Origin of the sequence: Selenomonas sp. GACV-9 (genome assembly GCA_900116485.1) — a bacterium.
GTDB lineage: Bacteria > Bacillota > Negativicutes > Selenomonadales > Selenomonadaceae > Selenomonas_A > Selenomonas_A ruminantium_G.
Genome location: FPAX01000006.1, coordinates 81,431 through 102,283 on the forward strand (window position 1 = coordinate 81,431; position 20,853 = coordinate 102,283).

General features: G+C 51.8%; 28 protein-coding genes. 1 reads left to right on the top strand and 27 read right to left on the bottom strand.

What is annotated here, in order from left to right; all coding sequences use genetic code 11:
• Nucleotides 1-24 precede the first annotated feature (24 nt).
• The 27 genes from rpsH to BM322_RS07525 form a co-directional block, all read right to left on the bottom strand.
• On the bottom strand, nt 25-423 hold the full coding sequence (rpsH, locus tag BM322_RS07395; RefSeq protein ID WP_075429272.1) for a 30S ribosomal protein S8: 399 nt from the start codon (nt 421-423) through the stop codon (nt 25-27).
• A gap of 32 nt (nt 424-455) precedes the next feature.
• Complete coding sequence (locus tag BM322_RS07400; RefSeq protein ID WP_033169654.1) at nt 456-641, bottom strand: type Z 30S ribosomal protein S14; 186 nt, start codon at nt 639-641, stop codon at nt 456-458.
• A 14-nt stretch (nt 642-655) separates the two neighbouring features.
• Entirely contained in the window at nt 656-1,195 is a 540-nt protein-coding gene (gene rplE / locus BM322_RS07405; RefSeq protein WP_075429274.1) for a 50S ribosomal protein L5, read from the bottom strand.
• Nucleotides 1,196-1,215: 20 nt separating this feature from the next.
• Nucleotides 1,216-1,533, bottom strand: coding sequence for a 50S ribosomal protein L24 (gene rplX, locus BM322_RS07410; RefSeq protein WP_173432698.1), 318 nt, complete (start codon nt 1,531-1,533; stop codon nt 1,216-1,218).
• Nucleotides 1,534-1,566: 33 nt separating this feature from the next.
• Nucleotides 1,567-1,935: a 50S ribosomal protein L14 gene (gene rplN, locus BM322_RS07415; RefSeq protein ID WP_075429278.1), complete on the bottom strand. Its 369-nt coding sequence runs from the start codon at nt 1,933-1,935 to the stop codon at nt 1,567-1,569.
• Nucleotides 1,936-1,965: 30 nt separating this feature from the next.
• A complete protein-coding gene (gene rpsQ, locus BM322_RS07420) occupies nt 1,966-2,223 on the bottom strand; it encodes a 30S ribosomal protein S17 (protein ID WP_033169658.1) in 258 nt (85 codons plus the stop codon).
• 36 nt (nt 2,224-2,259) lie between these two features.
• The gene (gene rpmC, locus BM322_RS07425; RefSeq protein WP_033169659.1) at nt 2,260-2,454 is read right to left on the bottom strand and encodes a 50S ribosomal protein L29; all 195 of its coding nucleotides are present in this window, start codon (nt 2,452-2,454) and stop codon (nt 2,260-2,262) included.
• Nucleotides 2,444-2,887: a 50S ribosomal protein L16 gene (rplP, locus tag BM322_RS07430; RefSeq protein WP_075429280.1), complete on the bottom strand. Its 444-nt coding sequence runs from the start codon at nt 2,885-2,887 to the stop codon at nt 2,444-2,446. Before rplP ends, rpmC begins: the two co-directional genes overlap by 11 nt.
• Nucleotides 2,887-3,555, bottom strand: a complete 669-nt coding sequence (gene rpsC, locus BM322_RS07435; protein WP_075429282.1) for a 30S ribosomal protein S3 — start codon at nt 3,553-3,555, stop codon at nt 2,887-2,889. The genes rplP and rpsC overlap by 1 nt, the downstream gene beginning before the upstream one ends.
• 16 nt (nt 3,556-3,571) lie before the next feature.
• Nucleotides 3,572-3,907, bottom strand: coding sequence for a 50S ribosomal protein L22 (gene rplV, locus BM322_RS07440; RefSeq protein ID WP_075429284.1), 336 nt, complete (start codon nt 3,905-3,907; stop codon nt 3,572-3,574).
• Between the two features lie 21 nt (nt 3,908-3,928).
• Nucleotides 3,929-4,210 (bottom strand): 30S ribosomal protein S19, encoded by a 282-nt coding sequence (rpsS, locus tag BM322_RS07445; protein WP_075429286.1) that lies wholly within the window; start codon nt 4,208-4,210, stop codon nt 3,929-3,931.
• A gap of 52 nt (nt 4,211-4,262) precedes the next feature.
• Nucleotides 4,263-5,090 (bottom strand): 50S ribosomal protein L2, encoded by an 828-nt coding sequence (rplB, locus tag BM322_RS07450; protein WP_075429288.1) that lies wholly within the window; start codon nt 5,088-5,090, stop codon nt 4,263-4,265.
• Between the two features lie 23 nt (nt 5,091-5,113).
• Nucleotides 5,114-5,395, bottom strand: coding sequence for a 50S ribosomal protein L23 (gene rplW, locus BM322_RS07455; RefSeq protein WP_075429290.1), 282 nt, complete (start codon nt 5,393-5,395; stop codon nt 5,114-5,116).
• Nucleotides 5,395-6,018, bottom strand: a complete 624-nt coding sequence (gene rplD / locus BM322_RS07460; RefSeq protein WP_075429291.1) for a 50S ribosomal protein L4 — start codon at nt 6,016-6,018, stop codon at nt 5,395-5,397. Before rplD ends, rplW begins: the two co-directional genes overlap by 1 nt.
• Before the next feature lie 23 nt (nt 6,019-6,041).
• Entirely contained in the window at nt 6,042-6,686 is a 645-nt protein-coding gene (gene rplC, locus BM322_RS07465) for a 50S ribosomal protein L3 (RefSeq protein ID WP_033169667.1), read from the bottom strand.
• Between the two features lie 18 nt (nt 6,687-6,704).
• Nucleotides 6,705-7,016 carry a 30S ribosomal protein S10 gene (rpsJ, locus tag BM322_RS07470; RefSeq protein WP_014423834.1) on the bottom strand — a complete coding sequence of 104 codons (312 nt, stop codon included), beginning with the start codon at nt 7,014-7,016 and terminating at the stop codon, nt 6,705-6,707.
• A gap of 178 nt (nt 7,017-7,194) precedes the next feature.
• The gene (gene tuf / locus BM322_RS07475; protein ID WP_075429293.1) at nt 7,195-8,391 is read right to left on the bottom strand and encodes an elongation factor Tu; all 1,197 of its coding nucleotides are present in this window, start codon (nt 8,389-8,391) and stop codon (nt 7,195-7,197) included.
• 17 nt (nt 8,392-8,408) lie between these two features.
• Nucleotides 8,409-10,487, bottom strand: coding sequence for an elongation factor G (fusA, locus tag BM322_RS07480; RefSeq protein ID WP_075429295.1), 2,079 nt, complete (start codon nt 10,485-10,487; stop codon nt 8,409-8,411).
• A gap of 35 nt (nt 10,488-10,522) precedes the next feature.
• Nucleotides 10,523-10,993 (bottom strand): 30S ribosomal protein S7, encoded by a 471-nt coding sequence (gene rpsG, locus BM322_RS07485; protein WP_005842089.1) that lies wholly within the window; start codon nt 10,991-10,993, stop codon nt 10,523-10,525.
• 41 nt (nt 10,994-11,034) lie between these two features.
• Entirely contained in the window at nt 11,035-11,412 is a 378-nt protein-coding gene (gene rpsL, locus BM322_RS07490; RefSeq protein ID WP_075429297.1) for a 30S ribosomal protein S12, read from the bottom strand.
• Nucleotides 11,413-11,501: 89 nt separating this feature from the next.
• Nucleotides 11,502-11,747, bottom strand: coding sequence for a ribosomal L7Ae/L30e/S12e/Gadd45 family protein (locus BM322_RS07495; RefSeq protein ID WP_075429299.1), 246 nt, complete (start codon nt 11,745-11,747; stop codon nt 11,502-11,504).
• A gap of 250 nt (nt 11,748-11,997) precedes the next feature.
• The gene (tkt, locus tag BM322_RS07500; protein WP_075429302.1) at nt 11,998-14,001 is read right to left on the bottom strand and encodes a transketolase; all 2,004 of its coding nucleotides are present in this window, start codon (nt 13,999-14,001) and stop codon (nt 11,998-12,000) included.
• Between the two features lie 163 nt (nt 14,002-14,164).
• The gene (gene aroH / locus BM322_RS07505; protein WP_075429304.1) at nt 14,165-14,527 is read right to left on the bottom strand and encodes a chorismate mutase; all 363 of its coding nucleotides are present in this window, start codon (nt 14,525-14,527) and stop codon (nt 14,165-14,167) included.
• Between the two features lie 16 nt (nt 14,528-14,543).
• The gene (locus BM322_RS07510; RefSeq protein ID WP_075429306.1) at nt 14,544-16,145 is read right to left on the bottom strand and encodes an AarF/ABC1/UbiB kinase family protein; all 1,602 of its coding nucleotides are present in this window, start codon (nt 16,143-16,145) and stop codon (nt 14,544-14,546) included.
• Nucleotides 16,146-16,175: 30 nt separating this feature from the next.
• Nucleotides 16,176-17,795 (bottom strand): ABC-F family ATP-binding cassette domain-containing protein, encoded by a 1,620-nt coding sequence (locus BM322_RS07515; RefSeq protein WP_075429308.1) that lies wholly within the window; start codon nt 17,793-17,795, stop codon nt 16,176-16,178.
• A gap of 56 nt (nt 17,796-17,851) precedes the next feature.
• Nucleotides 17,852-18,640, bottom strand: coding sequence for a glucosaminidase domain-containing protein (locus BM322_RS07520; RefSeq protein WP_075429310.1), 789 nt, complete (start codon nt 18,638-18,640; stop codon nt 17,852-17,854).
• Between the two features lie 55 nt (nt 18,641-18,695).
• Nucleotides 18,696-19,976, bottom strand: a complete 1,281-nt coding sequence (locus BM322_RS07525; RefSeq protein WP_075429312.1) for a hypothetical protein — start codon at nt 19,974-19,976, stop codon at nt 18,696-18,698.
• A 161-nt stretch (nt 19,977-20,137) separates the two neighbouring features.
• Between BM322_RS07525 and BM322_RS07530 the strand changes: the two genes are divergently transcribed.
• Complete coding sequence (locus BM322_RS07530; protein ID WP_075429314.1) at nt 20,138-20,848, top strand: TVP38/TMEM64 family protein; 711 nt, start codon at nt 20,138-20,140, stop codon at nt 20,846-20,848.
• The last annotated feature ends 5 nt before the right edge of the window (nt 20,849-20,853 follow it).

Genomic DNA, 20,853 nt, shown 5'->3' on the forward strand with positions numbered 1-20,853 from the left:
CTGTACACCTCCTGACTACTTCGATTACCAAACGTATGCAACAACTTCGCCGCCGAGACCAGCTTTGCGAGCCTGCTTATCGCTCATGATACCCTTGGACGTGGAAATGATAGCGATACCGAGGCCGCCAAGAACGCGCGGGAGCTCATTGTGTTTTGCATACTGACGAAGACCAGGCTTCGAGATGCGTTTGATACCGGAAATTACCTTCTCACGGTTCGGGCCGTATTTAAGGGAAACAGAGATAACGCCCTGTTTGCCATCCTCAGTGAAGGTGTAGTCATTGATGAAACCCTCTTCCTTCAGGACCTCTGCGATAGCGGTCTTGACTTTGGAGCCCGGGATTTCAACACTCTCATGGAATACATTGTTTGCATTGCGCAAACGAGTCAGCATATCTGCAATAGGATCAGTCATTGCCATTGAATCGATATCCTCCTTTAAACTTTAAATACTTACCAGCTGGCTTTGGTTACGCCAGGGATGGCACCTTTGTAGCTCTGCTCACGGAAGCAGATACGGCACATGTCGAATTTACGCATGTAGCCGTGCGGACGGCCGCAGATTTTGCAGCGATTATAAGCGCGCGTGGAGAATTTCGGCTCTTTGCTCCACTTCTCTACCATAGACTTCTTAGCCAAATTTCCTTACCTCCTTATGCACTGAACGGCATACCCATGAGTTTCAGGAGCTCTCTGGCTTCTTCATCCGTCTGTGCCGTCGTAACGATAACAATGTTCATACCACGGATCTTGTCGATTTTATCGTACTCGATTTCCGGGAAGATGAGCTGCTCTTTGAGACCGATAGCGTAGTTGCCGCGGCCATCAAAAGCCTTGTCGCTTACACCACGGAAGTCACGAACGCGCGGCAGAGCTACGTTCATGAACTTGTCGAGGAACTGGTACATACGCGTGCCACGCAGCGTTACTTTGCAGCCGATTGGCATGCCCTCACGCAGTTTCCAAGCAGCGAGGGATTTCTTAGCACGAGTCAGCAGCGGCTTCTGGCCAGCGATGATCGTCAGATCAGCAACAGCAGAATCCAGAGCTTTCGGATTGCCGACAGCTTCGCCAACACCCATGTTGATGATGACTTTCTCGATTTTCGGAAGCTGCATGACATTCTTGTAACCGAACTTCTCCGTCATAGCCTTGCAAACTTCATTCTGATATTTTTCCTGTAATCTATCCACTTATGCTCCTCCTTTCCTGATTATTTCGTCTGGTCGATAACTTCGCCGCATTTCTTGCAGGCGCGAACCATCTTACCATTGACTTCTTTGTGAGCAACGCGCGTTGCTTTGGAGCAAGCCGGGCAAACGAGCATAACTTTGCAAGCATGCATCGGAGCCTCTTTGACGAGGATACCGCCCTGCGGAGCTTTCTGGTTCGGTTTCGTATGACGCTTTACTTTGTTGACGCCCTCGACAACAACCTTACCTTTTTTCGGCATAGCCGTAACGACTTTGCCCTGTTTGCCTTTATCTTTACCGGACAGCACAACGACCGTGTCGCCCTTCTTTACGTTCATCTTAACGAATGCCAAAATCGCACCTCCTCACAATTAAAGTACTTCAGGAGCCAGAGATACGATCTTCATGAAGTCTTTATCGCGAAGCTCTCTAGCTACCGGTCCGAAAATACGCGTGCCTTTCGGAGTCTTGTCGTCTTTGATGATAACTGCTGCGTTCTCATCGAAACGGATGTAAGAGCCATCGCTGCGGCGCAGGCCCTTTACGCTGCGGACAACAACTGCCTTAACGACATCGCCTTTCTTGACCGTGCCGCCAGGAGCAGCCGATTTGACTGCAGCTACGATGATATCACCAATGTTAGCGTATTTGCGATAGGAACCGCCGAGAACACGGATGCACATGATTTCTTTTGCGCCAGTGTTGTCGCCAACATTCAGGATTGTTTGCTGTTGGATCATTGTTTGACCTCCTTCTTCGATATTTTGGGATTATTTAGCTCTCTCGATTACTTCAACAACTCTCCAACGTTTCGTCTTGGACAGCGGGCGCGTCTCCATCAGGGAAACCTTATCGCCAACATGAGCATCGTTTTTCTCATCATGGGCATGGAACTTGACCGTTCTCTTTACCGGTTTTTTGTACAGTTTGTGCTGCTCGAGTTCCTCGATTGCAACAACAACCGTCTTATCCATTTTATCGGAAATGACTTTACCGATTCTTACTTTACGTACGTTTCTTTCGCTCATTAGGGAGCCTCCTTCCTTCTGCATATCAGTTTGCGATTAAGCCTTGAGCTCAGTCTCGCGCTGGATCGTCTTGATACGGGCGATCGTCTTCTTTACTTCTTTGATACGCATCGGGTTCTCAAGCTGGCCAGTAGCGAGCTGGAAACGGAGGTTGAACAGTTCCTCTTTGAGCGAAGCAAGTTTCTGGTTAAGCTCGTCAGCACTCATCTCACGAATCTCATTAACCTTCATTTACTTCACCGCCCTCTGCTTTAGTCTCTTCTTTGACAACGAACTTCGTCTTGATCGGCAGCTTGTGGCCTGCAAGACGCATTGCTTCCTGAGCAACTTCACGGGATACGCCGTCCATCTCGAAGAGGACGCGGCCCGGCTTAACAACTGCAACCCAGTACTCCGGCGAACCTTTACCGGAACCCATGCGGGTCTCAGCCGGTTTAGCCGTTACCGGCTTATCCGGGAAAATTTTGATCCAAACCTGACCGCCACGTTTGATGTAACGGGTCATAGCGATACGGGCAGCCTCAATCTGGCGGTTCGTGATCCAAGCCGGCTCAAGAGCGACCAGACCATACTCACCATGGCTAACCGTGTTGCCGCGATGAGCTTTACCCTTCATACGGCCACGGAACTGTTTGCGATATTTTACTCTCTTTGGTAATAACATTAAGCTTCGCTCCCTTCAGCTACAGCCTTGCGCTGCTTTCTTTCCGGAAGAACTTCACCCTTGAAGATCCATACTTTTACGCCGATGTCGCCGTAAGTCGTATGTGCCGTTGCCGTACCATAGTCGATATCAGCACGCAGCGTGTGAAGAGGAATGCTGCCTTCGCGGTAGGACTCCTTACGAGCAATCTCTGCGCCGCCGAGACGACCACCGAGTGCAACCTTGATACCTTTAGCACCAAGACGCATCGTGCGGCCAACGGCCTGCTTCATTGCACGGCGGAAAGCGATGCGGCGCTCCAGCTGCTGAGCGATGTTCTCAGCAACGAGAGTAGCATCCATATCCGGCTGTTTGATTTCAGCAATATTGATGTCAACACGTTTTTCCGTGTATTTCTTCAGACCCTCTTTGATCTGCTCGATGCCCGAACCACCGCGGCCGATTACCATACCCGGTTTAGCAGTATGGATCGTCAGCTTAAGACGGTTTTTGCTGCGCTCCGTCTCGATTCTGGACACACCGGCTGCCTGAAGGCTCTGCTTCAGATAGTCACGGATTTTAATATCTTCATGCAGGTTATCTGCAAAATCTTTATCTGCATACCACTTAGCATCCCAAGTCTTGACGATGCCAAGGCGAATACCATGCGGATTTACTTTCTGACCCAATCCGTTTCCCTCCTTCTTAGTTCTTCTCGTCAACGACGATGGTTACATGGGACGTGCGCTTCAAAATCTTGAAAGCCTGTCCACGGGAACGCGGATGGATACGCTTGAGCGTCGGACCCTGGTCAGCGAAAGCCGTCTTGATGACCAGCTTGTCTACGTCCATATCAAAATTGTTCTCAGCGTTTGCAACAGCAGAACGCAGAACTTTTTCTACAACATCAGCGCCAGCTTTCGGCGTGAATTTAAGGATCGCAAATGCCTCTGCAACGTTCTTGCCACGGATAAGATCCAGGACTACACGAACTTTGCGCGGAGTGATGCGAACATATTTAGCTACTGCTTTAGATTCCACAAGTATGCTCCTTTCGCAAAATTATCTCAGTGAAGTCTTGCGCTCTTCGCCTGCATGACCCTTGAACGTGCGGGTCGGTGCGAACTCGCCGAGCTTATGACCAACCATATCTTCCGTGACATAAACCGGTACATGTTTACGACCGTCATGAACAGCGATCGTGTGACCGACGAAATCAGGGAAAATCGTGGAGCTTCTCGACCAGGTCTTTACAACTTTTTTATCGTTAGCTTCGTTGAGGGCCTCGATTTTCTTCATGAGGCTTTCTGCAACGTAAGGTCCCTTTTTAATAGATCTTGACAAAGTGTCTCCTCCTTTCGTCAGGCGGCATCAAGCTGCCTGTCGATTTCTATGATTATTTCGTACGTCCTTTGACGATGAGACGATCCGAAGCTTTCTTGCGACGAGTCTTGGCACCCATAGCGCATTTGCCCCACTTCGTAACAGGGTTCTTGCGGCCGACAGGGGAACGACCCTCACCACCACCATGCGGATGGTCGTTCGGGTTCATTGCAGTACCGCGGTTCTCCGGACGAACGCCGAGCCAACGGTTACGGCCTGCTTTACCAATCGTGATGTTCTCGTGCTCGAGGTTACCAACTTCACCAATCGTTGCACGGCAGTTGATATGAACCTTGCGGAGCTCACCAGACGGCATACGGAGGAGTGCGTAATCGCCTTCCTTAGCCATGAGCTGAGCGGAAGTACCAGCACTGCGGACGAGCTGTGCGCCCTTGCCGATCTTGAGCTCGATGTTATGGATAGTCGTACCAACCGGGATGTTCTTCAGCGGAAGAGCATTACCGACTTTGATATCAGCATCCGGGCCGGAAACAACTTTGTCACCAACCTTGAGACCATTCGGTGCGAGGATGTAGCGCTTCTCACCATCAACATAGTTGAGGAGAGCAATACGTGCGCTGCGGTTCGGGTCGTACTCGATGGTAGCGACGCGAGCCGGGATACCGTCTTTCGTGCGTTTGAAGTCGATCACGCGATAAAGACGCTTATGGCCGCCACCCTGATGGCGAACGGTCAGCTTGCCCTGCTGGTTACGGCCGCCTTTTTTCGTCAGGCGCTCAGTCAGGGACTTCTCAGGCTTGCTTGCCGTAATCTCGTCGAACGAAGCGACGGTCATGAAACGGCGGCCTGCAGAATATGGTTTGAAACTCTTTACTGCCACTTAAATGTACCTCCTTTTCTCAATTATGCCTCGAAGAACTCGATGCTTTCGCCAGCAGCGAGCTTTACGATAGCTTTTTTATAGTCAGGGCGCTTACCAGACGTGCGGCCCATGCGTTTCGTTTTGCCCAGTACGTTGACCGTGTTGACTTTCTCAACTTTGACGTTGAAAACCTCAGCGACAGCTTTAGCAATCTCGATCTTGTTGGCTGCTTTCGCAACAACGAAGACGTATTTGCCCTCAGCCATAAGCTGAGTCGTTCTCTCAGTGATCAGCGGACGGATCAGGATATCACGTGCTTCCATTATGCGAATACCTCCTCGATGCGGGTGATGGCATCCTTCGTGATGAACAGCTTGTCATGATTCAGGATATCATGAACATTGAGGCCCATCGTGCTGATTGCCTTCACACCCGGAATGTTGCGTGCGGACTTCTCTACGTTCTCAGCTTCATCGCAAGTGATGAGGAGAGCTTTGGAGTCAACGCTGAAATCGCCAAGCATCTTGACGACCTGGCTCGTTTTCGGAGCATCGAAATTGAGGCTGTCGAGAACTACGAGCTCACCGCTCTTAACTTTATCGGAAAGTGCGCATTTGATAGCGAGACGACGCTGTTTACGCGGCATCGTGAAAGCATACTTGCGCGGATGCGGTCCAAAGACCGTGCCGCCGCCAACCCACAGCGGGCTGCGCGTCGAACCTGCGCGAGCACGACCAGTGCCTTTCTGTTTCCAAGGCTTGCGGCCGCCACCACGAACGAAGCTTCTCGTCTTGGTTGCATGCGTGCCCAGACGCTGAGCTGCAAGCTGCATTACAACGGCCTGATGGAGAAGACCTGCGTTCATCTCTACGCCGAAGATGTTGTCATTGAGTTCGATATCGCCAACCTGCTTGTTGGTGATGTCATAAACTGCTACTGTAGCCATAATTTAGGTTATCCTCCTTCCAATTAGTTTTTGCCCGGTTTAACGGTATTTTTGATCACAACGAAGCTCTTCTTCGGGCCCGGAATTGCGCCCTTGATGAGGATGAGGTTGCGGTCTGCATCAACACGGACAACCGTGAGGCGCTGAACCGTAACGCGCTCGCCACCCATGCGGCCCGGCAGTTTCTTGCCTTTGAGCACGCGTCCGCCAGGACCGGAAATCATTGCACCAGTCGAACCCGGCTCACGGTGGGATTTGGAACCATGTCCCATAGGACCACGGGCGAAGTTGTGACGTTTGATACCGCCGGCAAAACCTTTACCTTTGGAAGTACCAGTAACATCGACTAATTCTCCAGCACTAAATATGTCAACGCCGATGGAATCACCGACTTTGTATTCAGAAGGATCCTGAAGACGCATCTCGCGGATGAATTTTACCGGCTTAACACCAGCTTTAGCGAAATGACCCTTCATTGGTTTATTTACTTTGAATTCCTTAACTTCACCGAAGCCAAGCTGAACAGCGTTGTAACCGTCGTTCTCGACCGTCTTGTTCTGGATAACGATGTTGTTACCAGACTCAACAACCGTAACAGGAACAACCTTGCCCTCTTCCGTGAAGATCTGAGTCATGCCCAGTTTTCTACCTAAAATTGCTTTAGACATTCATTCCACCTCCTCGGATTATAATTTGATTTCGATGTCTACACCAGCCGGAAGGTCAAGGCGCATCAGCGCATCTACCGTCTTGTTCGTCGGCTGCAGGATGTCGATAAGACGCTTATGAGTTCTCATCTCGAACTGCTCGCGGGAATCCTTATTGACATGCGGGGAACGCAAAATCGTGTAGATATTCTTCTCCGTCGGGAGTGGAATCGGACCAGATACCATTGCACCGGTCTTCTTTGCAGTATCCACAATCTTTACTGCGCTCTGATCGAGGGCTTTATGATCATAAGCCTTCAAACGGATTCTAATCTTTTGATTCTTAGACAATTGTTTTTCCTCCTTATCGTCCGGACTCTCGGCCCAAACATTTCTCCGTAACAGTTCCCTCGGACAATGCCGAGCCATCTGCCACGTCATCGCATTGGGGGGTACCATATTATTTTAAACCTTTAAATAAGAGCGACGCGAGCGCCGCTCTTACTTATTGGTTTAATTGACTTGAAACTTATGCCTCAACGACATCCGTTACGCGGCCAGCACCAACCGTGTGACCACCCTCGCGGATAGCGAAGCGGAGACCCTTCTCGATAGCGATTGGGGTGATGAGCTCTACATCCATCTCGATGTTATCGCCAGGCATAACCATCTCCGTGCCTTCCGGCAGGGAAACAACGCCCGTAACGTCAGTCGTACGGAAGTAGAACTGCGGACGGTAGTTCGTGAAGAACGGCGTATGACGGCCACCCTCTTCTTTCGTCAGGACATAAACCTGAGCTTTGAACTTCGTGTGCGGATGAATCGTGCCCGGTTTTGCGAGGACCTGACCACGCTCGATCTCTTTGCGGTCGATACCACGGAGCAGAGCACCGATGTTATCACCAGCAACAGCGCTATCGAGCATCTTACGGAACATCTCAATACCCGTAACAACCGTGGATTTCGACTCGTCCTGAAGACCAACAATCTCAACCGTATCGTTCAGTTTCAGCTCGCCACGCTCAACACGGCCCGTAGCAACCGTACCACGGCCAGTGATCGTGAAGACGTCCTCGACCGGCATGAGGAACGGTTTATCCGTGTCACGCTCCGGCGTCGGGATGTACTCATCAACAGCGTTCATGAGCTCGATGATCTTAGCTTTCATGTCAGCATCGCCCTCGAGAGCCTTCAGAGCGGAACCAGCAACAACAGGGATGTCATCGCCCGGGAATTCGTAGCTGGAGAGCAGCTCGCGAACTTCCATCTCTACGAGCTCGAGGAGCTCCTCATCGTCAACCTGGTCAACCTTGTTCAGGAAGACTACGATTGCCGGAACGCCAACCTGGCGAGCGAGCAGGATGTGCTCACGCGTCTGCGGCATCGGGCCATCAGCAGCGGAAACAACCAGGATAGCACCATCCATCTGAGCAGCACCAGTGATCATGTTCTTGACATAGTCAGCATGGCCCGGGCAGTCAACGTGTGCATAATGACGTTTCTCCGTCTCATACTCAACGTGTGCCGTGTTGATGGTGATACCGCGCTCACGCTCCTCCGGAGCCTTATCGATATCAGCGTAATCCTCGAAAGCAGCCTTGCAGCCTTCCGTCTCGGACAGAACTTTCGTGATAGCTGCCGTCAGCGTCGTCTTGCCATGGTCAACGTGACCAATGGTGCCGATGTTAACATGCGGTTTAGTTCTCTCAAACTTTTCTTTAGCCATTGTAATTTTTTCCTCCCTTATTCGCCTTTGTTTTTAGCAATAACCTTTTCGGCTATATTTTTAGGAACTTCATCATAGTAAGCTACTTCCATGCTGTAGTTCCCTCGGCCCTGAGTTTTAGAACGGAGATCCGTCGAATAACCGAACATCTCGGAAAGCGGAACAAATCCGTTGATGACCTGAGCACCGTTGCGCGCTTCCATACCATCGATACGGCCGCGGCGGGAGTTCAGGTCGCCGATTACATCGCCCATGTACTCTTCCGGAACGACGACTTCGACTTTGACGTACGGCTCAAGGAGAACCGGATTAGCCTTTTCGCAGCCGTTCTTGAAAGCCATGGAACCAGCAACTTTGAATGCTGCCTCGGAGGAGTCGACCTCGTGATAGGAACCATCGAATACGATAGCCTTGATGTCGACCATCGGATAACCAGCGACAACACCAGCTTCCATAGCCTGCTTTACGCCGGCCTCGATCGGGTTGATGAATTCCTTCGGAATCGCACCACCGACGACCTTGTTCTCGAAGCTGAAGCCTTCGCCCGGCTCCTGCGGAATGAGCTCGAGCCAGCAGTGACCATACTGACCATGACCACCGGACTGACGAACGAACTTACCTTCAGCCTTGACCGTGTTGCGGATCGTCTCACGATATGCAACCTGCGGCTCGCCGACTTTGCAGTCAACATGGAACTCGCGGAGCATACGGTCAACGATAATCTGGAGGTGAAGCTCACCCATACCGGAGATGATGCACTGACCAGTCTCCTGATCCGTGCGAACACGGAACGTCGGATCCTCTTCAGCGAGTTTCTGGAGAGCTACGCCCATCTTCTCCTGGTCGTTCTTCGTAGCCGGCTCAACGGCAACGGAGATAACCGGATCCGGGAACTCCATAGACTCGAGGATGATCGGAGCGCTCTCGTCGCAGAGCGTGTCGCCCGTCGTCGTGTCTTTCAGACCGACAGCAGCAGCGATATCACCGCTGTAGACCTTATCAATCTCTTTACGGTTGTTGGCATGCATCTGGAGGATACGGCCAATACGCTCTTTCTTGCCCTTCGTGGAGTTGAATACGTAGGAACCTGCATCGAGTACACCGGAGTATACACGGAAGAATGCAAGCTTACCGACGTACGGGTCAGTCATGATCTTGAATGCCAGTGCGGAGAACGGCTCGCTGTCGCTAGACGGGCGATGGTCTTCAGCACCAGTATCCGGATTTACACCAGCAATCGGCGGGATATCCGTCGGAGCCGGCATATAATCAACGATGGCATCGAGCAACGGCTGAACGCCCTTGTTGCGATACGACGTACCGCAGGTTACCGGAACGAGTTCACCAGCGAGGGTACCCTTACGGATTACCTTCTTGATCTCCTCTTCCGAAATCTCTTCGCCACCGAGATATTTCTCCATGAATTCGTCATCGAGCTCGGAGAGAGCCTCTAAGAGTTTCTCACGATACTCATCAGCCTGCTCTTTCATGTCAGCCGGGATCTCAACCTCGTCAGCAACTTTGCCGAGGTCATCCTCATAAACGATGGCTTCCATCTTGACCAGGTCGACGATGCCTTCGAACGTGTCCTCAGCGCCGATTGGCAGCTGGATTGCAACGGCATTAGCCTGCAGACGCTCGTGCATCATATCGATAACGTTGAAGAAGTTTGCGCCGGTGATGTCCATCTTGTTGACATACGCCATGCGCGGGACATGATAACGCTCAGCCTGACGCCAAACGGTCTCAGTCTGCGGCTCAACGCCACCGCGTGCAGTCAGGACTGCAACCGTGCCGTCGAGGACGCGCAGGGAACGTTCAACCTCTACCGTGAAATCCACGTGACCCGGCGTATCAATGATGTTGATACGATGATCTTTCCAGTGGCAGGTCGTTGCAGCAGACGTAATCGTGATGCCGCGCTCCTGCTCCTGAACCATCCAGTCCATGGTGGCAGCGCCTTCATGAACCTCGCCGATCTTGTGGTTTACACCCGTGTAGAAGAGGATACGCTCAGTAGTAGTCGTCTTACCGGCATCGATGTGAGCCATGATACCGATATTACGAGTTTTTTCAAGGGAATACTCTCTTGCCACTTTTAATATCGCTCCTTAATAAAAATAAGAAAGGATTACCAACGATAGTGAGCGAAAGCCTTGTTGGCCTCTGCCATCTTGTGCGTATCTTCCTTCTTCTTGATTGCTGCACCCGTGTTGTTAGCGGCATCCATGAGCTCGCCCGAGAGGCGCTCATCCATGGTTTTCTCACCGCGGAGACGTGCGTAGTTGACGATCCAGCGAATGCCGAGCGTCATGCGGCGGTCCGGACGGACCTCAACCGGAACCTGGTAGTTTGCACCACCGACGCGACGAGCGCGTACCTCGAGGACCGGCATAACGTTCTTGAGAGCAGTCTCAAAAACTTCCAGAGGATCCTTGCCCGTTTTGGCACGGATCGTCTCGAACGCATCATAAACGACGCGCTCAGCAACACTCTTCTTACCGGAAAGCATTACTTTATTGATGAATTTCGTAACCGTTTTGCTGTGGTACACCGGATCCGGCAGTACGTCACGCTTAGGTACGGAACCTTTTCTTGGCATTGTTTTACCTCCTTATCATAGTCTTCATTTACGAAGCTGTGTTATTTTTTCTTTGCTTTTTTCGCACCGTACTTCGAACGGCCCTGAGCACGATCCTGCACACCGGCAGTATCGAGCGAACCGCGGATGATGTGGTAACGAACACCTGGCAGGTCCTTGACACGACCGCCACGGATCAGAACAACACTATGCTCCTGAAGATTATGACCAATGCCTGGGATGTATGCGGTAACCTCGATGCTATTCGTCAGACGAACACGAGCTACCTTACGCAGTGCCGAGTTCGGCTTTTTCGGCGTAGACGTGTAAACACGCGTGCAAACACCACGTTTCTGCGGGCAATTCTTGAGTGCTGGTGCTTTGGACTTCTCCTGCATGCTCTTTCTGCTCTTACGAACTAACTGATTGATAGTAGGCATACATGCACCTCCTTCCTTCATATTGAGAATTTATTATTTATTAAAACCTCAAAGCAAGCTTTGAAGTTTTTAACAAATATACTAGAACCTTACTTCAGGACTGCCGCTGCTGCCGCACCGACTTCGATGCCGCAGGCCTGTCCCAACTCCTGCATCGTCTCCGCACGCCCTACCGGAACTTCACATTCCCTGCACAGCGTTTCCAGCGGCTCGATGACACGATCATCCGCATCGTCAGCGACGAATACATTCTGGACATTCCCGCGTTTCACAGCTTTGGTAACCTGCTTGATACCAATCACCCGATTGGCATTTTTCAGTGTATCCAGTGTCATTGTTTTCACTCCCCTGTATCACTAAATCATGCTCTTGAATCAGGCACTTCTATATATTAGCACCAGCAAAAATGCTTGTCAACACTTTATTTATAAAGATTCACGTGCACACGTTGCCTAGTGTATCGTTTTGCCGATTTATTTTCAAAAACCATGATTTTGTCTACTTACCATAGACAAAAATAATAGCAGAGACGGATTTTACGCCTCTGCTATCTTTTTATCCTGCAACTTGCAGAAAAATTTTCAATTATTTATTGTCAGCAATGACTTTCTTTGCTACCTCGACAACATGCTCGACCGTAAAGCCAAACTTCTTGAAGAGAACTGGGCCCGGTGCCGAAGCGCCGAAACCTTCCATGCAGACCGATGCACCATCAAGGCCTACATATTTGCCCCAGCCAAAATCTGAAAGAGCCTCTACTGATACGCGGGCACGAACATTCTTCGGCAGGATGCTAGCTTTGTACTCAGCACTCTGCTGCTCAAAGAGATCCATGCACGGCATCGAAACGACGCGGACATCCAGACCTTCTTTGGCAAGTTCTGCCTGAGCATCAACAGCCAGCGAAACCTCAGAGCCAGATGCCATCAAGATACCATCCATGTTGGCTGCATCCTTAGCCTCAGATACGACATAAGCACCCTTGAGCGCCTCTTTGCTGGAACCAGCGAGCTGCGGCAGGTTCTGACGAGTCAGCACCAGAGCCGTCGGCGTCTTGTCAGCCGTGATGGCCAGATACCAGCCAGCTGCCGTCTCCGTTGCATCTGCCGGACGGAATACGTTAAGGTTCGGCTGTGCGCGGAGCATGGAGAGCTGCTCGATTGGCTCATGGGTCGGACCATCTTCGCCAACACCGATGCTGTCATGGGTCAGGACATAAGTAACCGGAATATGCATCAGCGAAGCCAGGCGCATCATCGGCTTCGTGTAATCGCTGAATACGAAGAACGTAGCCACATACGTGCGCAGACCACCATGCAGCGTAATGCCGTTAGCCATGGCAGCCATAGCCAGCTCACGGATACCGAAGTGGAGGTTGCGGCCAGCATAGTTATCCTTGCTGAAATCGCTCTCGCCATTCATCATCGTCTTGTTCGACGGGGCCAGGTCAGCGCTGCCGCCGATAAGCTGCGGTACCATGTCCTTGAGACGGTTGATCATCGTGCCGGACAGGTTGCGGGTTGCCTGTGCCTTATCCTCATAAGCCCAGAATTCTTCATTGTTGAGCAGTTCCTCAGCGTCAACCGGTGCATGGAATTTCTCCCAGCGAGCCTTCTCCTCGGGGAACTTCTCACAATACTCAGCAAAGAGCTTGTTCCATTTCTCTTCCTCAGCCTCGCCGCGTTTAGCAAGCTCCTGATAATGATCATAGACAGCCTGCGGGATGTTGAAGGCTTTGTCCGGCTCCGGCCAGCCCAGGTTCTCTTTGAGCGCCTTGACATTCTCTTCACCGAGCGGCTCGCCATGGGCGCTGGCCTTGCCCTGTTTAGCTGGGCAGCCGTAACCGATCTGCGTCTTGACCGTGATGAAGGACGGATGCTCCTTATCTGCCTTAGCAGCCTCGATAGCCTTACCGATTTCCTCAAGGTCATTGCCGTCTTCGACCGTAAGGGTCTGGAAACCAAAGGCAGCCATGCGTGCCTGTACATCCTCCGTGAAAGCGATATCCGTGTCGCCTTCGATTGAAATCTTATTCGAATCGTAAAGGATGATCAGTTTCGACAGTCCCAGCGTACCAGCCAGTGAGAATGCCTCCGAAGAGATACCTTCCATCATGCAGCCATCGCCGCCCAAGGCAAACGTATAATGATCGACGACTTCATAGCCCGGACGGTTGAACTCGGCTGCCAGATGAGCCTCTGCCATAGCCATGCCAACTGCCGTAGCCATGCCGGCACCCAGTGGGCCAGTCGTTGCTTCAACACCAACCGTATGTCCATACTCCGGATGTCCCGGCGTCAACGAACCATCCTGGCGGAACTGCTTCATGTCATCCATCGTCAGGCCATAGCCAAAGAAATGGAGCAACGAATACAGCAGCGAGGAACCATGGCCGCCCGAAAGGACGAAACGGTCACGGTTTGCCCATTCCGGATTCTTGCCATTGTGGTTCATGTGCTTGCCCCACAGCTCATAGGCCATGGCAGCACAGCCCAGCGGCAGGCCCGGATGACCAGAATTGGCCTTCTGGATGGCATCTGCAGCTAATACACGGATGGCGTTGACACAAGTCGTATCGATGTTACTCAAAGTGTATCTCTCCCTTGTCACTTGAATGTTTTTTATCCACACACCATTCTACTAAATTCCCAAGAAAAAGTACAGTATTTTACGCCATTTTCATTAATTTCTTTTATGGTAACAAAATAAAAACTATATACTTTCGTTTGTAAAGCCTTATTCCAACCATAAATCAGAAATTGCGCAGGTCTGGGCGAAGTTCCTGGGCTTTCCCCATATAGACATGCTGGATTTCCGCCTGTTTCAGTGGCGAGTCAACTAAAAGCAGTACACGGATGCAGCGTTCCATCGAATCATCGATCTCTGGAACCCGCGTGTCAAACAAGGGGACTTTATCAAAACCATCCATCTGACGAGCGCCAGTAGAAGGAAAACCTGCCGTAATATCACTAGTAGTGCTGAATATGCAGGCACCGATATCCTCAGGCTTTACCTTGTTGCGGCGCAGGATCTGCGATAGCAGCATCTTTGCTGCCTGCCAGATTTCTTCCTTCTTGTTTTCTCCTACCGTAATTGCTCCACGTATTCCTCTCATATTGACAACCTCCTAATTAGCGCCCCTTATGTATTTCCCAGATAATCCGGATGCTCAATATGAACGCTATCAAATACCCTAAAAAACCCAGCAACGGAATCTCCATGATCTTCGGAGTCATCTGTGTAGTACATATCGTACTAGATCCCAGCAACAATGCCGCTACCAGCACTGCCAGGATGATCTTGTTTATCATCTGATCAAGCTTGCGCAACGGCTCTTCCGAGCCTGTCACATCCAGATTCACTTTCGTCTGGCCACTCATGGTCATCTTCAGGATATCCGAAATCTGCTCGGGCAGCTGTGCCGATTTACGGAGCAGCATCAGGCCTTCGCGTTTCGCCTTATCCACTTCATCGCGCCAATTGAAATTCTTCTTATAGTCAACAGCCAGGCTCTTGGCAAAGATCTCAACAAAGCTGATTTTTGGGCAGCAAAGCCGCATGACCCCCTCAACGGTCAGCACACCGCGGGCAAACATTGACAGCCCCTGGGGGCAGCCGATATGATGGACGCGCATGAGATTCATGATCTGCCGGGTCAGGACACCCATCTGCAACTCGCTGAAGTCGAGCGTACTGTACTGCGACAACATCGCATCGATATCCTGATACAGCAGCGTATGATTGACCTTCCCGCGAACAACACCCAAAGCCAGCACCGCAGCCTTCATCTCGAAAGCATCATGAGCCGCCAATGCATAAACTGCCTTGCGGATAGCTGTACGGTCACGCGCCGAAAGACGGCCGACCATGCCAAGATCCAGCCAGACAATCCGGCCATTGCGGATCCAAATATTGCCAGGATGCGGATCCGCATGGAAAAAACCATCCTCGATGATCTGCTTGACATAATTCTCGCCTAGCCGCCGTCCTAACTGATTGATATCGTAGCCACGGGTCTTGAGTTGTTCAAAATCATCGATCTGAATGCCTTCGACAGATTCCATCACCAGGATATGCTGTGTCGAAAGCTGGCGGTACACCTGCGGACAGGCAATATAGTCCACATCGCGGTTCAGATGCTCAAACTCAGCGATATGGTCAGCCTCAATCAAAAAATCCATTTCCTGTTTGGCGATAGTCCACATCTCATCGAGCACCATATTGAAGTCGATAACATCCTGCGAACGGCTGACCACCTTCAATAAGGTTGCCGCCCGCTTGAGCAGGACAATATCCTTGCTCATTATCTCGTAAATGCCTGGACGCTGCACCTTGACAACGACTTTCTCACCAGTCGTCAGTACTGCCCGATGAACTTGGGCAATACTGGCAGACCCCAGTGCCTCTTCGTCAATATACTGAAACACCTTCTCCCACCGACGGTTATACTCGCTCTCAATGACGTCGAGTATTACAGAAAACGGCAGTGGCTTGGCCGAAGTCTGGAGTTTCATGAGTTCATCGCAGTATTCCGGCGGCAGGAAATCGGGGCGCATGCTCATGACCTGTCCGAGCTTGACAAATGTCGGTCCCAGATCCTCCAGCACCATACGCAGCTTATCCGGAGTCATCCCTCGGACGACATCGCGCTTGCGCAACACAGCAACCATTTCCCGCAAGCGCGCCGTGGCACCAGCTTCATCTATTTTGTTTTGAAAGAAATCTCCCAGCATTGCGCCCGACTCCTTTCAATGCAGGATAAATTATTTCTTATACTTCTCAGCTAACTGCTGCTTGACTGTCTCGTTGGAAAGGAAGTCGTCATAGGTCGTAACACGGTCAACAACACCATCCGGCGTGATATCGATGATGCGGTTGGCGATGGTCTGCACGAACTCATGGTCATGGGAAACGAACAGTGCCGTTCCCTTGAACGCAATCAGGCCATTATTGAGTGCTGTAATCGACTCGAGGTCAAGGTGGTTCGTCGGCTCATCGAGCAGCAGTACATTGGCACCTGACAACATCATGCGCGACAGCATGCAGCGCACGCGCTCGCCACCCGAAAGGACCGATGCCTTCTTGAGGCTTTCCTCGCCTGAAAACAGCATGCGGCCTAGGAAACCACGTACGAAGGTCTCATCCGGATCCTTAGAGTACTGGCGCAGCCAGTCGACCAGGCTAAGGTCAACACCATCGAAGTAATCGCTGTTATCAGAAGGCAGGTAGGCCTGCGTCGTCGTTACGCCCCACTTGAAGGTGCCCTCGTCCGGCTCCTCCTCGCCCATGAGAATCTTGAACAGCATCGTCTTGCCAATGCCATTCGGACCGACAAAGGCAACTTTATCGCCCTTCTTGAGGGTAAAGCTTACGTTCTTCAGCACCTGCTCGCCATCGACAGTCTTGGAAATACCATCGACCTGCAGCAACTGATCGCCTGCTTCGCGGTCCGGCGTGAACGCAATGTACGGATAGCGGCGCGAGGACGGCTTGATATCCTCGACCTGGATCTTGTCGAGAAGCTTCTTACGGCTCGTAGCCTGCTTGGATTTAGCCGCATTGGCAGCAAAGCGGGCAATGAAGGCCTGCAGTTCCTTGATTTTCTCCTCAGCCTTCTTGTTCTGCTCTTTCTGCAGCTGCAGAGCCAGCTGGCTCGACTGATACCAGAAATCATAGTTTCCGGCGTAGAGCTTGATCTCACCAAAGTCAACATCGCAGATATAGGTACAGACCTGATTCAGGAAATGACGGTCATGGGATACGACGATGACCGTGTTCTCAAAGTCAGCCAAGAAGTTTTCGAGCCAGTTGATGGATTCGACATCGAGATGGTTCGTCGGCTCGTCGAGCAGCAGGATGTCCGGATTGCCGAACAGTGCCTGTGCCAGCAGGACGCGTACTTTCTCGGTCGGCGTAAGCTCAGACATCTTCATCGAGTGCTCGTTTTCGGGAATGCCGAGACCGTTGAGCAGGCGTGCTGCCTCAGACTCTGCGTCCCAGCCGTTGAGCTCGGCAAACTCTGCCTCGAGCTCCGATGCCTTCATACCGTCTTCTTCGCTGAAATCCGGCTTTGCATACAGCGCATCTTTTTCGTCCATGATTTCGACCAGACGCTTGTGCCCCATGATTACAGTACGCAGTACCTCGTACTCGTCATAAGCATAGTGATCCTGTTTCAGCACGGCCAGACGCTCACCCGGCGTGATTTCGATATGACCACCGGTCGGCTCGATATCGCCAGCCAGCAGTTTCAAGAACGTCGACTTACCGGCACCATTCGCGCCGATGATGCCATAGCAGTTCCCCGGCGTAAATTTAAGGTTGACATCCTTATACAGGACGCGCTTGCCAAACTGAAGGCTCACATTGTTGGTTGTAATCATTTCGTCTTTATTTCCCTTCTCTGATATATGAATATAATGAAAAAACTTCTACGGAATCACTTGGCCAGCATCGCACGGAAGATGCTCATGATGCTCTGGCCATACGTATAGCCCGGCACAGCCCAACGGCCGTTGAGCTCCTGCCAGCGTTTAAGCGTGCGTTCACCATAAGACGAACGTACCAGCGTATACCGCGGATCGACCACCGGCTCATTAGGACGGCGGGTCGAGGCATAAGCCAGCAGATGCTGGATCTGGGCGCGTACACCTAGCTGCGCCGAGTTGAAATACGCACCTTTTACCTGACTGCTCGTCGTACCAAGACCACAGTAATTGTTCTGGTCCGAGGTCACCGTACCGCCATAACGGAAAAACCCCGTCTCCTTGAGTGCCTGTGCAAAGGCAACATCAGGGCGGATGCCCTCCCGTGCACCTTCCTCATAATAATAGGAAACCAGCTGCTGCGGCGTAACCGAGATATCCGGATTCGGATTGACACTCAGCAGATAATCCACGCACTGCTGCTGGCTGGCCAACGGCGTCCCGATAATCGAATCATCATAGGCAGAGACAGTCGTCGGCACTTCCATAGCCTTTTCCTGCTCTTGCTCATGCTGCTTGAGGATGGCGTCGATGCGATCCTGCAGCGACGATTCCTGCGTGATATTCCGGCTGACACGCTGGCTGCTGCCAACATTCACCGTGCGTTCAGCAGCCACCTTGGTTGCTGGCAGGCCCGCCTCACTGACATGACGGCCGGCAAAACCGACAGATGGTACGGTCAAGGACAGCAGGCCAAGCACCGTCCCGGCAGCAATAACTCTCGGATAACGATTGAATTCCACGAAAACGTACACTCCTTAAATCATTCGAACCAATTTTTTCTTACATCTCTTCTTCTCAAATAGCCGCATAGACAAAATACACGGCAAACAGGATTGATAAAGCCCAGGTACTTCTAGGAACTTCCCGCCAGGAATGGCCAGCCGCCCTGAGCACACACCAGCTGATCAGGGCGGCTCCAAGACCAGCCGTGATATTATTTGCCAATGGCATGACCAGCAGCAGACAGGCCGCTGCACATAAAACGGGTAAGTCCCAAGCAAATGGTGTCTGCTGTAAGTCCTCTATGGTCTGCAGCAACAGCAACAGGCCTGTCCCCACGAGTACCGGCACTACCATGACAGGGAATTCAGCCATGGCGGCCAGCAGTGGCTCACAAAACAGCGCAACCAGGAATAGCAGTGCTGCACTCCAGGCTGCCCGCCGTCCCCCACGTAACAATGTTCCTGCAGCAGACAGCGGCGAAACGGCTGGCGGCAGGCTGCCAATCAGCGCCCCCAAAGCTCCAACAGCAAAGGTCGTGGGCAGCAAACGCCGACTATTAGAAGACTCCCTTATCAGCGCCTGACCGACAATCCAGTTCATACTGGTCAGCACTATCAGCAATGTAAGGCCAGCAGCCAGCATATCCCCCACGACCTTCTCATTTGCAGCCGTCATGGCCAGCTGTCCTGCCGTCAAGTCAAGTCCCGTGGGAAGCATGAACGGCGCTACCGGAATTACCCAGAACCCCTCCATAAGGGATATGACCGCCGTAACCACCATTCCCCAAAACAGCGCCCCGCGCAACCTCACTGCCATCATGACTAACGTGACCACAATGCCGGTAAGTCCAAGATACGCGAGCGGATCCTGGAAATTTCCCAGCATCGTGACTGACCAAGCCGAACGCACGATGATACGTCCCTGCGTCAATCCCATCAGGATAAGCATGGCTCCAAGTCCTGCCGGCAGCAAACGGCGAATCGCCTCTGGCACGGCCAAGAAAAAACGGTGCCGCAAAGGGCTGACGGATATCAGCAAACTGAGCACGGATACGACAAAGCATATCCCCAGCAGCTGCTGCCAACTGACTCCCTGTGAAATCCCCACAAGATACACGAGATAATTACTGACAGCTACCGGTGGCAATAGCAGCACCGGCAGGCGCAGCCAGCCCATGAGCAACGCTGACACGATTGCCAGCACAGCAAAAGACGTATAGGCTCCGGCAAAGTTCATCCCCAGTTGGAACAGTAGCATCGGCACGACGATAAAACCTGCCAGTGCAGAGCCAGCCATGGTAAAACCAGCCTGTATCTGCGCCCATATCTGCTCTCCCGCCTGCTTTTCAGTCATGAACCTTCACCTTTCCCATAGTATAACAATTCTATTTTAGCACAGCCACGCCAAAAATGACAGTTTCCCCAGTTTATTTTCAACTGTCCAGGCAGTTTTAATGTTATAATGGAGACAAATATTGGTTACAGGAGGTAACTTTTTTGCAAATCCGAAAATCTATGGGCTTGGTGAAAGCCGGTGCCGCACTTGCCATCATCCTGCTGTTCGTCATTATCCATCTGATCAATCCGGCGTTCCTGCCGCATATGTTTGGCCTATTGGCGCGCGGAGATATTCTCGAGACCGCCGGATACATCGCCTCGTTCGGACCTTGGGCCGTGCTCTTCAGTTTCCTGCTGACGCTTTTTGTCAATGCGCTTGGTTTCCCGCCCGCCATCATCTTTTCAACTGCCAACACACTGATCTTCGGCATCTTCTGGGGCATTGTCCTGTCCGTAGTCGCCGAAACCGTCGGCGTTGCCATCAGCTTCATCCTGCTACGGTTCTTCTTCCGCGATGCAGCTGAAAAGATCATCAGCAAGAACAAGACACTTTCCAACCTCGACAAATACAGCGGCAAGCGCGGTTTTGTCGTCATGCTTATCGCCCGTATGGTACCGTATTTCCCCTCCGTCATGCTCAACGCCATTGGCGCGCTGTCGGCCATGAGCTTCCGCGACTACGTCATCGCTTCGCTGGTCGGCAAATTCCCATCAACGGGCATCGAAGCCATCATCGGTCATGATGCGCTCACCCACGAAGAAGATCCTACCCGCATGATTGTCGTCATCGTCTTTGCCATCATCCTGATTGCCGGTGCCTGGATATATGAGCGCAACGCCGCTCGCAAAGCAGCGGCTGCAGAAGCCGCCGAGGACTACAGGAGATGAATATC

Excerpts from the sequence above, each read along its gene's own strand:
- rplD (WP_075429291.1), bottom strand. The coding sequence starts at position 6,018 with ATGGCTACAGTAGCAGTTTATGACATCACCAACAAGCAGGTTGGCGAT.
- rpmC (WP_033169659.1), bottom strand. The coding sequence starts at position 2,454 with ATGAAGGTTAATGAGATTCGTGAGATGAGTGCTGACGAGCTTAACCAG.
- BM322_RS07495 (WP_075429299.1), bottom strand. The coding sequence starts at position 11,747 with ATGACACTGGATACACTGAAAAATGCCAATCGGGTGATTGGTATCAAG.
- rplC (WP_033169667.1), bottom strand. The coding sequence starts at position 6,686 with ATGTCTAAAGCAATTTTAGGTAGAAAACTGGGCATGACTCAGATCTTC.
- rpsQ (WP_033169658.1), bottom strand. The coding sequence starts at position 2,223 with ATGAGCGAAAGAAACGTACGTAAAGTAAGAATCGGTAAAGTCATTTCC.
- aroH (WP_075429304.1), bottom strand. The coding sequence starts at position 14,527 with ATGAGAGGAATACGTGGAGCAATTACGGTAGGAGAAAACAAGAAGGAA.
- tuf (WP_075429293.1), bottom strand. The coding sequence starts at position 8,391 with ATGGCTAAAGAAAAGTTTGAGAGAACTAAACCGCATGTTAACATCGGC.
- BM322_RS07525 (WP_075429312.1), bottom strand. The coding sequence starts at position 19,976 with ATGACTGAAAAGCAGGCGGGAGAGCAGATATGGGCGCAGATACAGGCT.
- BM322_RS07510 (WP_075429306.1), bottom strand. The coding sequence starts at position 16,145 with ATGCTGGGAGATTTCTTTCAAAACAAAATAGATGAAGCTGGTGCCACG.
- rplN (WP_075429278.1), bottom strand. The coding sequence starts at position 1,935 with ATGATCCAACAGCAAACAATCCTGAATGTTGGCGACAACACTGGCGCA.
- rpsL (WP_075429297.1), bottom strand. The coding sequence starts at position 11,412 with ATGCCTACTATCAATCAGTTAGTTCGTAAGAGCAGAAAGAGCATGCAG.
- rpsH (WP_075429272.1), bottom strand. The coding sequence starts at position 423 with ATGGCAATGACTGATCCTATTGCAGATATGCTGACTCGTTTGCGCAAT.
- rplP (WP_075429280.1), bottom strand. The coding sequence starts at position 2,887 with ATGTTATTACCAAAGAGAGTAAAATATCGCAAACAGTTCCGTGGCCGT.
- BM322_RS07515 (WP_075429308.1), bottom strand. The coding sequence starts at position 17,795 with ATGATTACAACCAACAATGTGAGCCTTCAGTTTGGCAAGCGCGTCCTG.
- rplX (WP_173432698.1), bottom strand. The coding sequence starts at position 1,533 with ATGAACGTAAAGAAGGGCGACACGGTCGTTGTGCTGTCCGGTAAAGAT.
- rplW (WP_075429290.1), bottom strand. The coding sequence starts at position 5,395 with ATGGAAGCACGTGATATCCTGATCCGTCCGCTGATCACTGAGAGAACG.
- BM322_RS07530 (WP_075429314.1), top strand. The coding sequence starts at position 20,138 with ATGGGCTTGGTGAAAGCCGGTGCCGCACTTGCCATCATCCTGCTGTTC.
- rpsG (WP_005842089.1), bottom strand. The coding sequence starts at position 10,993 with ATGCCAAGAAAAGGTTCCGTACCTAAGCGTGACGTACTGCCGGATCCG.